This window comes from Nostoc sp. (genome assembly GCF_036917575.1).
In the GTDB taxonomy this organism is placed as follows: Bacteria; Cyanobacteriota; Cyanobacteriia; order Cyanobacteriales; family Nostocaceae; genus Nostoc.
Genome location: NZ_JBALDC010000099.1, coordinates 50,868 through 62,417, shown reverse-complemented (window position 1 = coordinate 62,417; position 11,550 = coordinate 50,868). Strand labels below are relative to the sequence as shown.

The 11,550-nt window shown below is 41.7% G+C and carries 9 protein-coding genes and 1 pseudogene; 2 read left to right on the top strand and 8 right to left on the bottom strand.

Features of this window, described 5'->3' with window-relative positions; genetic code table 11:
- The 7 genes and pseudogenes from V7K79_RS28370 to V7K79_RS28340 form a co-directional block, all read right to left on the bottom strand.
- Positions 1–214, bottom strand: a pseudogene (locus tag V7K79_RS28370) (pentapeptide repeat-containing protein); the annotation flags it as partial.
- A gap of 459 nt (positions 215–673) precedes the next feature.
- Positions 674–2,581, bottom strand: a complete 1,908-nt coding sequence (gene dxs, locus V7K79_RS28365; protein WP_335052661.1) for a 1-deoxy-D-xylulose-5-phosphate synthase — start codon at positions 2,579–2,581, stop codon at positions 674–676.
- Between the two features lie 755 nt (positions 2,582–3,336).
- Entirely contained in the window at positions 3,337–3,780 is a 444-nt protein-coding gene (locus V7K79_RS28360; RefSeq protein WP_335052659.1) for a hypothetical protein, read from the bottom strand.
- 286 nt (positions 3,781–4,066) lie between these two features.
- Complete coding sequence (locus V7K79_RS28355) at positions 4,067–4,438, bottom strand: hypothetical protein (protein WP_335052657.1); 372 nt, start codon at positions 4,436–4,438, stop codon at positions 4,067–4,069.
- Between the two features lie 390 nt (positions 4,439–4,828).
- Positions 4,829–5,791 (bottom strand): aldo/keto reductase, encoded by a 963-nt coding sequence (locus V7K79_RS28350; protein ID WP_335052655.1) that lies wholly within the window; start codon positions 5,789–5,791, stop codon positions 4,829–4,831.
- A 259-nt stretch (positions 5,792–6,050) separates the two neighbouring features.
- Positions 6,051–6,356: a small RNA NsiR4-regulated ssr1528 family protein gene (locus tag V7K79_RS28345; protein ID WP_335052653.1), complete on the bottom strand. Its 306-nt coding sequence runs from the start codon at positions 6,354–6,356 to the stop codon at positions 6,051–6,053.
- A gap of 153 nt (positions 6,357–6,509) precedes the next feature.
- Positions 6,510–6,764 (bottom strand): hypothetical protein, encoded by a 255-nt coding sequence (locus V7K79_RS28340; protein WP_335052651.1) that lies wholly within the window; start codon positions 6,762–6,764, stop codon positions 6,510–6,512.
- A gap of 227 nt (positions 6,765–6,991) precedes the next feature.
- On the opposite strand from V7K79_RS28340, the gene V7K79_RS28335 reads away from it, so the two are divergent.
- The gene (locus V7K79_RS28335; RefSeq protein WP_335052650.1) at positions 6,992–7,579 is read left to right on the top strand and encodes an RNA polymerase sigma factor; all 588 of its coding nucleotides are present in this window, start codon (positions 6,992–6,994) and stop codon (positions 7,577–7,579) included.
- Between the two features lie 5 nt (positions 7,580–7,584).
- Entirely contained in the window at positions 7,585–8,196 is a 612-nt protein-coding gene (locus V7K79_RS28330; RefSeq protein WP_335052648.1) for an LptA/OstA family protein, read from the top strand.
- A 215-nt stretch (positions 8,197–8,411) separates the two neighbouring features.
- Here the strand turns inward: V7K79_RS28330 and V7K79_RS28325 are convergent, their stop codons facing one another.
- Positions 8,412–11,498 carry a phosphoenolpyruvate carboxylase gene (locus tag V7K79_RS28325; protein WP_335052646.1) on the bottom strand — a complete coding sequence of 1,029 codons (3,087 nt, stop codon included), beginning with the start codon at positions 11,496–11,498 and terminating at the stop codon, positions 8,412–8,414.
- Positions 11,499–11,550 lie beyond the last annotated feature (52 nt).

The window sequence follows — 11,550 nt, the reverse complement described above, 5'->3', positions numbered from 1 at the left end:
CTTGGTCTTTACTACCACCATAACCATCAAAGTTCTCTAAAACAAATTGATCGTTACCTGCACCGCCATACAAGCTATCACTTCCAGCACCACCTGATAATTGATCATTTCCACCTAGCCCAGAAAGGGTATCATTACCGTTTAAGCCTTCAATAGTGTCATTTCCAGAAGTGCCGACTAAATTATCGTTATTGTATGTTCCTTGAATAGCCATAAGTTTTACTGTGCTTTTTTGGATTTAAAATGTGCAGACAGAATTTGACATATCATGCAATATCTATTACATGATTTTTGTGAACTCAATAATTAATATTTAGTATTAATTATTATGTTGCTCTTCACTCTCAATCAATTTGTTTGAAAAAAGTACGAGAAAATGTGGGGTTAAACTTTACTTGTTTAACCCATGAAAACTAGAAAGCGATCGCTTGCTACTAAATTGATCCTGCTATTGAATTGATGGTATACTTAATCTAGTTATTAACTAGATTAAGTATACAGATAATGGAAAAATAAAAATAAACTGCACTAATTATTTAATACTCGATCATTTTGGGTAATTGACTAAGGTTTAACCCAACATAATATTATTAATATTAAACTTGCCATTTTCATAAACGATCGCCCACACCTGAGTCATAAGTGTGGGCGATTTATTACTACAAATAATTAACTAAACAACAGCAGATACTTGCTGCTTAAAGTAAGCTTGCAATACTCTCTCTGCTATTTGATGGCTAGTTAAACCTAATTCTGTCTTAGATTCATTGGGTTCAGCATGATCTACTAACACATCTGGTACACCGAATCGCTTGACAGGAACGAGAATATCTGCGTCTAGTAAAGCTTCCGCGATCGCAGAACCAAAACCACCCATGATACAACCTTCTTCTAAGGTGACAACACGGCCGATTTTCTTCGCCAAAGGCAAAATTAACTCGGTATCCAAAGGTTTAACGAAACGGGCATTAATTACAGTTGCTTCAATGCCATGTTCACTGAGAATTTCCGCAGCTTGCATTCCTGGATAAACCATTGTGCCATAAGCGACGATTAACACATCATCGCCTGTACGCAAAATCTCGCCTTTGCCGATTTCTAAAGGTTCCCAACCTTCCTCCATCAAAGGAACGCCGTAGCCATTGCCACGAGGGTAGCGCATTGCGATCGGCCCACTGGTATGATTAACGCCAGTTACTACCATGCTTTGCAGTTCTGCCTCGTCTTTGGGGGCCATGATTACTATGTTGGGAATGCAACGCAGATAGGCAATGTCATACATACCTTGGTGGGTGGGGCCATCAGATCCGACGATTCCCGCCCGATCCAAGCAGAAGAATACTGGCAGGTTTTGGATGCAGACATCATGAATTATCTGGTCGTAGGCGCGTTGCAAGAAGGTGGAATAAATAGCTGCAACCGGGCGCATCCCTTCGCTTGCAAGTCCTGCTGCTAGGGTAATTGCGTGTTGTTCCGCAATGCCAACATCAACATATTGATTGGGCAGTTTTGCTTGAAGTTTATCTAAACCTGTTCCCGTTGCCATAGCCGCAGTAATGCCGATGATTTTTGGGTTTTGTTCGGCAAGTTTCACCAAAGTGTGAGAAAAGACCTTGGCATAAGCTGGGGGTTTGGGTTTATTAGAAGGAATGGATTTACCAGTTGCGACATTGAAAGGGCTTTGGGCGTGGTAGCCAACTTGATCTAGTTCGGCTATTTCATAACCTTTGCCTTTAACTGTTGCCACATGAACTAAAACTGGGCCTGGTATCTGATGTGCTTGTTGGAAGGTGGCAATTAGTTCTTCGAGATTATGTCCATCCACTGGCCCAATGTAGGTAAAGCCGAGTTCTTCAAAAACTGCACCTACCTTTGGAACAGCCAAACGCTTCATACCTTCTTTGATGCGTCCGAGTTCGGGTGAGAGGGATTCACCAACGAAAGGAATTTGCTTCAACTGTTCTTCAAGATTATCTTTAATAAATTGCACCGGTTGGCTGAGGCGCATTTTGTTGAGATAGCGGGGGATTGCGCCGACGTTGCGAGATATGGACATATCGTTGTCGTTGAGAACAACCAACAGATTGGTTTTCGGCATGTGTCCGGCGTGGTTGATAGCTTCTAAAGCCATGCCGCCAGTCAGTGCCCCATCGCCAATCACAGCAACGGCTTTAAATTTTTCTCCTTTCAAGTCTCGCGCTAAAGCCATGCCCAACGCTGCTGAAATACTTGTAGAAGCGTGTCCAGCCCCAAAGTGGTCAAATTTGTTTTCACCCCGCTTGAGATAACCTGCAATTCCATCCTTTTGTCTAAGGGTGTGGAAGCGATCGTAACGTCCTGTAAGCAGTTTGTGGGGATAAGCTTGGTGTCCTACATCCCAAATCACTTTATCCCGATCTAAGTCCAGTGTTTGGTAAAGTCCTAGTGTTAATTCGACAACACCCAACCCTGGCCCTAAGTGTCCACCATTAACTGCTACTGTTTGAAGATGCTTATCTCGAATCTGACGGGCAATCTGTTGCAGTTGGCGAACAGATAAACCGTGCAACTGATTAGGATGGGTGATTTCGCTCAGATGCATATTATAAGGTTTTCCTCTCTAACTTCGAGTCTCGGTATTTTGATTTTCCCACGGTCGGGTTGTACACGGAATCAAACTTTTACATTGTTACTAAGTTGTAGTGGAAAGTATAACTTCTTAATTGATAATCGGGAAAAATCTGTTAACCATTAACAATTCGTCAAATAAAGTCGCAATCAGTTAAAGTTATAACATATTTTTTTAGTGAGTAATGCTACTTAAATATAGTCAGCAATGCGTATATAAAAACAAGTTTTTCAAAAGCAATTTGCGGAAGTTTCCTAAGCAGATTACTCAATTTTGCCATCGGAAGTTAGTACAAAAGAAAATCAAATATTTTATTTATAACTATATATCTAGCATAATTGCTGGTAAATTATAGTTTTGACTCTGCTTCGGTGACAGCAGCTAATTTTATCAGCGATCGCTAGTTACGATAACTGTGAAAAATATGTATCTAAAGCTACTCGATTACTTGATCTAACTTTATTTATTTAGGAAATTTTTTTTATATTTGGTTAAGAGTCCTCAACTAGAAAGGAGGTTTTAACTACAATCTTCTGTAGAGATGCAGAGCTAGCTGTGCTACCCTACCATAATGGTTTAACTATCTGTAAATTGCTGTAATAATATTGACTTAACCCAAGACTTTCCAAAATTACTCGCAAATGACAATATTTCCGACTTCTTAAAGAAGTCGGAAATTAAAAGCTTTCGATTTTTACGAATCCAATAGGATTTATATATCTATATCTCTATTGACCGAAAGCATCCTTAATGTTTTCTACAGTACGTTCAACAACATTCTTTGTGTTGTCTACTGCTTCTTTAGTCCGAGATGCATCTTCACTTGCTCTTCTCTGAATTGTAGCGGCATCTTTCTTGGCTTTACGTCCAATAGGGCTATCATTGTCTGTTGCTTGGTCAACTTTACTGGCATTGCTCTTGGCAGCGTCCTTAACTTTATCTGCCGTATCATCAATGAAATTTTTGGTTCGTCCAGCGTCTCTACCAGCTTTGTCTTGAGCGCGATCTGCATCATCGTATGCAATCAAGGTTCCAGCAGGAGCAGCCATTGCTGAGGTGTTGGAGAAAAATGCACCTTGCCAAACGAAAGCGATCGCTAACATACAAAGCAATGTTGTAGCCATCAAGCGTTTTACTGTGGAAAGTTGTTTTGCAACATAATTGAATTTCATACAATACAATCTCATGTGATTTAGCATACTATTTTTACTTCATTTAGCTTGTTGACTATATCACTCCCTAGATAGAAGTTCTTGCATCAATAGTTATGAAATTAGTTCACTAGTTTGATAGATTGAATTTTGAGTAAAAATTATTTCTTACTAATCAAAGGTTGGTTTAAACAAATTACAATTTCTCGACATGGGCGATACCCACGGTGAGCTACGCTAACCCACTGAGAGAAAAGTTAGCGATCGCCCTTCACTTAATTAACTTGCGATCGCTTCCAGCGGGCGGTTACGCCATCGCAACTGACTTTTTACGATTGGGACGCTTGCGTTCTGATTTTTTCTTCAATCCAACGGCTTGAGCTTGATCGCTATCTGAACCATATTGTCCGCGAATTACTTCTTTCATCGCTAATACAGCATTATGAAATTCCCATTCTGCTAATCGTGCAGCATCCGCCGCAGCACGATATAAAGTTAGTTTTTCAGTTTCGGATTGTTGCTGCGCCAACATAGCTTGATAAGCTTGCTGCAAGTTTGTGACAGAGGCATCAGTACGGGTTGTATTGTATGTGCTGATGGTTTGCAAGCCGTGAAATGAGTTTATGTCTTGACTAATTGATTGAGAAGGTAAACGACGGGTTTTATCTTGGGTGGGCATATAATTATACTGGTATAGTGTATCTCCTTAATGTGCCCATTACAACACAAAATCTAACAGTAAAGTAAGATTTTTAGATAGAACAAGGTTAAAAAAAGCGTAAGTTATATTTTTGCAGGTCGAAACAATGCCATTGTCAGTCACAACAATCGTATAATCAGCCGAAACAATGGCATTGTTAGACGAAACAATCGTATAATCAGCCAAAACAATGGCATTGTTAGTCAAAACAATCGTATAGTCAGCCGAAACAATGCCATTGCAGAGGGTTGCATTAGATAGCGTGGCGATGTCTACGACGGGCTACGCCTACGCAATTACTAAACTGGAAGATATTCTAGTGTTGTATCACTTTATGAACTTCCTGCATAGACAACACTAAGAAAGCATCTACGCTGACATCAACTGCTGGATGCGCTCTGGTTCCTCTCCCAGCCAATCTGGATTTTGGGCAGTGCCATCAAAGATTGATGAGGTTTTGAACGGCTCAAACTCGCCGTGTGATGCCGCTTCTGCTGTTTTTGCTAAGAGCGATCGCACTTGCTCGTCGTTCATTGGCTGGAACGTCCGCACTGCTTCAAAAGCTTGCTCTAGAATCTCCATGCTGTCAATTCCGGTAATCACAACCGATGTTGGTAGATTCAAAGCATAGTGTAAACACTCAATTGGCGTTACAGTCTTTGACTGTAAAAGAATACCGTTTCCCAAGCTTTTCATCCCCAAAATGCCGATATTTTGTTTCACAAGTTCCGGTACAACCAGCTTTGCAAAGCTCCGGTAGTGGGCATCCATTACATTCAGTGGCATCTGCACTGTATCAAATTTAAACCCGTGAGCAGCCGCAACTTCCAGCGTATGTAAATGAATATGGGGATCTTTATGCCCAGTGAAACCGATGTATCGGAGTTTTCCAGCTTCTCGCGCCTCAATCAAGGCAGCATTTGCCCCTTCTGGGTCAAAAATTCGATGGGGGTCTTCATATCGAATCACTTCATGATGCTGAACAAGATCGATGCAATCAACTTGCAAGCGTTTGAGTGATTCGTCTAACTGTTTTGCAGCTTCTTTCTTAGAGCGACCATCGATTTTCGTCATCAGAAACACTTTATCCCGATAGCCATCGCGCAGCGCTTTTCCCATACGAATCTCGCTGACTCCACCGTTGTAATCCCAACAGTTATCCATAAAGGTGATGCCGCGATCGATGGCTGTTCTCACAATGCGGATACCTAGTTGCTCATCAACGTGCTTTAAGGCAATGTGCCAACCACCCAATCCGATGGCGGAAACTTTCTCTCCTGTGCTACCGATAACTCGATATTGCATTTCTGAATTTGACGTAGTTCTTGACATGTGTTCTCCAAGTCTTTCAGCTATTACTCAAGTACATATAGCCATCTGCCAATTCAAACACAAGGCAAAGTTGACAAAATCTTGCTGAAGATACACTTTTCGACGCGCTCAAGAAAAGACTCAAGAAGCCAAAATACAGATGGCAATTTGGGATGTGTAAGGTAAAAAATTGATTTCAATCCCACGTTTTTAAGCGTGGGTTCCTTCTGCCTTCTGCCTCCTGAATTCTGAATTCTGAATTCTGCTGTAACTCCTAACTTTATTTGCCACTATAGAAAAAAGCAATTTCTTTCTCTTTCAACGGTGCAAAACCAGCATCTACGAGTAATTGGTCGAGTTCTGGTTGCGGAATGTGTTTTGCGCCAATTCGCACAATGCGCGATCGCATCGTATTAGATACACCACTGCGCTGTCTATTGCTTTCTAGCGCCATAACTTTACCATAAAGTTCTAGCTTGGCAGGCGGAATGGGAGAACCATCAAAATCAATTCCCTGTGCGATCGCTTCATCAATGGCATCAGCTCCTGTAGTAGTTTGATTCCCTGGGTTAGTTTCGGTAGGCATGGTGATTTGTCTCTTCTTCGCTATGGGTAGATTTTACCAGTCTTGCTGACACCAAAGCTGCCAATCCATTTGAAAATTTGTAGAGACGCGATTCATCGCGTCTTTACCCAAGGATGTATGGCAATCATTAATTGAATTTGGTATCAGATGAGACTAGTCACGAGCTTGTCGCGTCACCAAACCACCAACAAAAGCCCCTAAGATAGTGCCTGTCCAAAGTCCTGTTGTGCTACCTTGCCATATTGCTCCTGGTGTGATCCAAGCGTTGCACATCTCCTTTAAACCCCAAGGTTGGTTTTGGCACTTTTGGCTATGGAGCATTATGGTGATTTGCCCACTGGTGTAAGCACCAAAAAAACCTGATGCTAGGGCTAAAAAAGTGCAAATTAAAATTTTGTTTTTAGTCATTGGAATGGAGAGTGGGGATAAGTCTTTGATACTCGCCCATGAGTTTTTAAGACTCCAACGAATTTCCAAAATTAATTATATTTTTCTTTAAAATTGTCTCATATTAATTTCACATGAAATATAAAGCAGGGCTATCAACAAAATTTTTTTCAACTTGCCTGTTACTAAATGATCGCTGTGTGCGACTAACGCAATAGAACCTTAAATTTGATGCAAGGAAAACATAAATGGATTTTCTGTCATCGTGTCGGGCTGACAAGCAATACTTCTTGGAACTGAAAATGAGGTCAGATGAAGAGTTAGCTCAGTTAGCGCGGCACAGTTCAGAAGCTTTTGCAGAACTATACCGACGCAATCTCAAAGCCGTTTATAGCTATCAGTTAGCGAAAGTGGGTAACGTGCATGATGCTCAAGATTTAACTACCCAAACATTCCTAGTAGCCCAAGAAGGAATCTCTAGTTTTCGAGGACAAGGTAAATTCGCTGCTTGGCTGATAGCAATTGCCCGTCGAAAATCAGCAGATTATTTTCGTGGTAAGCGTTTAACATTACCGTTGGAGAAGGCTTATCAAGTTGCAGACAGGTCAATTACACCAGAAGAATTCGTCAATCAGCAATTTTCTTTAGAACAGGTTGCTCAAGCCCTGAGACGACTTAGCCCTGAGCGAGCAGAAGCCATTGCCCTCAAAATATTCGCAGGACTGAGTGTAGCCGAAACAGCACAAGTCATGGGAAAAAGTGAAGCTGCTGTCAAAATGCTGGGTTGCCGTGCTTTAAAAGACCTCCGTAAATATTTAGCCACAACTTGTGAGTGAAGATAATGAATTTTAAATCTGATAAACCTACCGATTTGTCTGAGTTAGATATTGAATTGCTTTCTTATTTAAGTGACCTTGCAACAGAGATTGAGCCAGACCGAATTTTTCAAGTTCAACTCGAAACCAAGCTATTGCAAGCGCATCAATCTGCTTTACAAAAAGCAAATCCAATAAACATTTCATTTAGACGATGGAATCGTCACCTCCCTTTAATTGCTTGTGTCTCACTTGCAATCACTGTTATTTTGGGCATTCCTACTATCACATCAAGACAGCTGCCTCAATGGATTGCATCACTGGTAAACTCAACAGTTGATACACGGGCAAATGCACAGACTATTGCCCAATTAATTGAAACAGGAAAATTCACCCTCCAGTCAGATGTTCAAGAATACAATAAGGATACCCAAGAATTAAAAGCGACTGGTAACGCTACTTTTGTTTATTCAGAAGCTCAAATTCAAGCGAGTGCTGATGAAATTCGATTTGTGCCAACAGGACGGCAGATTATTTTGTCTGGTAATGTTCAAATTTTGCAGAAGGGAAAGAAATTACGAGGGAGGCAAGCAACTTGTTATCTCGATCGACAACAGTGTACTTTAAGTCAAGATTAATCTATTTTTGAAATTGCCGGTGTCAGTTTGTGGTGGTTCTACTTTGAGTCGCATTAAGGGCATTGGGGATAAGTCTTTGATACTCGTAAACGAGTCTTTCATACTCGCCGACGAATTTTTAATACTCGTGAATGAGTGTTTGATACTCGCCGACGAATCATTTGATATTCGCCGACAAATCTTCAAACTCCACTCTTCTTCTCCCTCATCCCCCATCAACCTGTATTTCTCATCCCAGCAGCAATACCATTAATAGTTAACAATGCTCCTCGAAGTAACTCGCCTTTGCTGTAACGAGAATGAATTACTCCAGAAGTAGCAGTAGTATTTTGAGACTGCCGTAGGCGCTTGAGTAGTGAAACTTGGATAAATCCCAAGGGGACAATTGTGCCATTGCGTAACTGCACAGACCGTTGCAATATAGGATCGCCATCTAACAGTCGATTGTGATCGGTGATTTTTAACACCAAATCCCTTGTCAGATAGAACTCGCTGGCAATTTGGTCAAAAACTTTAGCAAAACGAAGTTGATCTTCTGGTTTTGAGAGTTCTTGGACGTAGTGATGCGCCATTTGCATATCTACTTTTGCTAAGGTCATCTCCGCTTTAGAAATCACCATCTTGAAGAATGGCCACTTAACGTAAAAGTAGCGCAGTAATTTCAAGTGTTCTTCTGGTTCCTCGTTCAAGAATTCTTGTAATGCTGTGCCAACACCGTACCACGAAGGAAGCAAAAAGCGAGTTTGTGTCCAGCTAAATACCCAAGGAATAGCTCGCAGACTACTTAAGTCTTTTTTACCAGATGGGCGGCGTGCGGGACGGGAACTAATTTGCAGTTGACTAATTTCTTCAATGGGAGTTACTTGATGGAAGAAATCAACAAAATCAGGCTGTTCGTAGATTAAAGCACGATAATGTTGACGCGATCGCGCTGCTAATTCTTCCATTATTTCATTCCAGGGTTCAATATCATCAAACCCTGTTCGCAACAGACTAGCTTGAATCACAGCCGTGGTGATGGTTTCCATGTGATACAAAGCCAAGTCCAACAAGGAATATTTGGAAGCTAAAACTTCTCCTTGTTCGGTAATCTTGATTCGCCCATTGATACTATGACCTGGTTGAGCCAAAATCGCTTCGTAAGCCGGGCCCCCACCTCGTCCTACAGAACCACCGCGTCCGTGGAAAATCCGCAAATTCAAATCGTAGTTTTCCGCTATTTCTTGCAGTGATTTTTGAGCTTTATGAATTTCCCAGTTACTACTTAAAAAACCAGAGTCTTTGTTGCTGTCAGAATACCCCAGCATTACTTCTTGTAAATTAGGGGTAATGGAGGAGGCAGGGGAGCAGGAAAGCAGAGGATCGGGGGAGGGTGAATTTTCATCTGTACCTTCTACTTTTGTCTGTTCGTAACCACCGGCTAACAAAGCGCGATATAACGGCAGTTCAAACAGTTTCCGCATGACGCTTCTAGAGCGTTGTAAATCTTCTACTGTTTCAAATAGGGGAATAACTTGAATAGTTCCGACGGCAAGGGCGGGGTCAAAAAGTCTGGCTTCTTTGGCTAAAAGCAATACTTCTAGCACGTCGCTCACCTCGCGGCACATACTGATAATGTAAGTTTGGCAGATGTTAAGACCAAATTCTTGTTGCAGCGATCGCACGATGCGAAAGGTTTCAATTACATCGTTGGTTTTTTCGGAAAATGGCAATTCTGCCGGAATTAATGGTCTGCGGGTTTGCAGTTCGCCTGTGAGCCAAGCAACTCTTTGCTCCTCAGATAGTTCGTTGTAAGGTTGGGGCAATATTTGCAGGTATTCCAGGATCTCATTGAGCGCGTCGGCGTGACGAGATGATTCTTGGCGGATATCTAACTGTGTCAAGTTAAAGCCAAAAATTTCTACCTGACAGATCAGATTTTCTAATTCTCGACAACTTAAACCTGTTTCTGTCAAGTTGCGCTGAATCATTCGCAGTTCTGCTAAAAAATCGGCTCCTGAACGATACTGAGGACTGTCTTGATTTGTTGGCGTTTCCCGATTGTACAAAGCTAGATTGCGATCGCGAGTATTTTCCAACCGTTTCAGCACGTAAGCCAGTTTTAGGCGATAGGGTTCTTGTCGATAACGCAGCGCCAGTGCGTCATATACTTCGCTTAACTGGGACTGCTCCAATTCTAGAGATTCCAGTAAGTCTGGTAAAACATCACTCCAGTGCATTGACACACTCAACAATTCAATCAGATTTTTCACTGACTGAATATATCTCCCAATGACCATTTTGCGCTGATAGCAAGCCGTTTTCCAGGTGATTTCGGGTGTAACTGATGGGTTCCCATCTCTGTCTGAGCCTACCCAGGAGCCAAAAGAGCAAAAGTTTTTACTCGGTGGTTCTAGCCAAGGAAAGGTATTGGATAGAGTGTGTTTAAAACGTTTATACAGTTGGGGAATGCCATCAAATAGAACTTCTTGAAAGTAGTGCAGGGCATAATCTACTTCATCTAGCACTGTGGGTTTGAACTGGTGAAGTTCGTCTGTACGCCACCACAGGCGAATTTCTTCAAGCAATTGTTCTCGCACATCTACTGCTTCCCAAGAATATGCTCCTGATGTAGTCCCGGAATGGTTTTCCAAGGCATCCAGTTTTTGCAAAAGTTGTACTACTTGTCGCTGCTTATCTCGGATAGTATGACGAACAATTTCCGTCGGGTGCGCTGTAAAAACTAAGCGCACATCCAGATGTGCAATTAAACGTTGAATTTGCTGGGGTGGGACATTCAGTTTGAATAAATAGGGAAACAAGGCAGCAAAAGTACCTTTTGGTTTGACTTGCCCCTTTTCGAGATAACTCTTTCTGAGGAAGGTTGCTGCTATTCCCTTGCTAACAGGTGCATCATCTTCTCTTTGATTAGACGAATAGTTAACATTGGCTGATGTTTCTGGCTCTGTAGCTTCTGTTTCTGCCTCATAACGACTCAATTGCTGCCGTTGTTCGTATTCCTGCTCAATGATGTTAATCAACTGAAAATACAGAGCGAAAGCACGAGCTGCGCGAATTGCTTCGTTGATATTAAGTTGTTCAATTAATTTGACGGCTGAGGATGCTTGGTCATGTGTTGCTTGTCCTTCTGGCGAACACAAATCGCGCAACTCACGCAACAACTCTACCATATTTTGACCGCATTCTTGCCGGAGAACTGACTCCCACAATTCTTCCACTACCTGGAGACGATGACGCAAAAATAATTCCGACACCGGGTATATATCCGCAGTTTGAGACGAAGAGTATAAAAGGGAACCCATATTCTCTATTCTTGTAAAGCTAATTACTGTTTACGGTTCTAGGTTTTGCACT

What these genes read in the sequence shown, in the direction of transcription:
- V7K79_RS28325 (WP_335052646.1), bottom strand. Translation starts at nt 11,498, where the DNA reads ATGGGTTCCCTTTTATACTCTTCGTCTCAAACTGCGGATATATACCCG.
- V7K79_RS28355 (WP_335052657.1), bottom strand. Translation starts at nt 4,438, where the DNA reads ATGCCCACCCAAGATAAAACCCGTCGTTTACCTTCTCAATCAATTAGT.
- V7K79_RS28330 (WP_335052648.1), top strand. Translation starts at nt 7,585, where the DNA reads ATGAATTTTAAATCTGATAAACCTACCGATTTGTCTGAGTTAGATATT.
- dxs (WP_335052661.1), bottom strand. Translation starts at nt 2,581, where the DNA reads ATGCATCTGAGCGAAATCACCCATCCTAATCAGTTGCACGGTTTATCT.
- V7K79_RS28335 (WP_335052650.1), top strand. Translation starts at nt 6,992, where the DNA reads ATGGATTTTCTGTCATCGTGTCGGGCTGACAAGCAATACTTCTTGGAA.
- V7K79_RS28340 (WP_335052651.1), bottom strand. Translation starts at nt 6,764, where the DNA reads ATGACTAAAAACAAAATTTTAATTTGCACTTTTTTAGCCCTAGCATCA.
- V7K79_RS28360 (WP_335052659.1), bottom strand. Translation starts at nt 3,780, where the DNA reads ATGAAATTCAATTATGTTGCAAAACAACTTTCCACAGTAAAACGCTTG.
- V7K79_RS28350 (WP_335052655.1), bottom strand. Translation starts at nt 5,791, where the DNA reads ATGTCAAGAACTACGTCAAATTCAGAAATGCAATATCGAGTTATCGGT.
- V7K79_RS28345 (WP_335052653.1), bottom strand. Translation starts at nt 6,356, where the DNA reads ATGCCTACCGAAACTAACCCAGGGAATCAAACTACTACAGGAGCTGAT.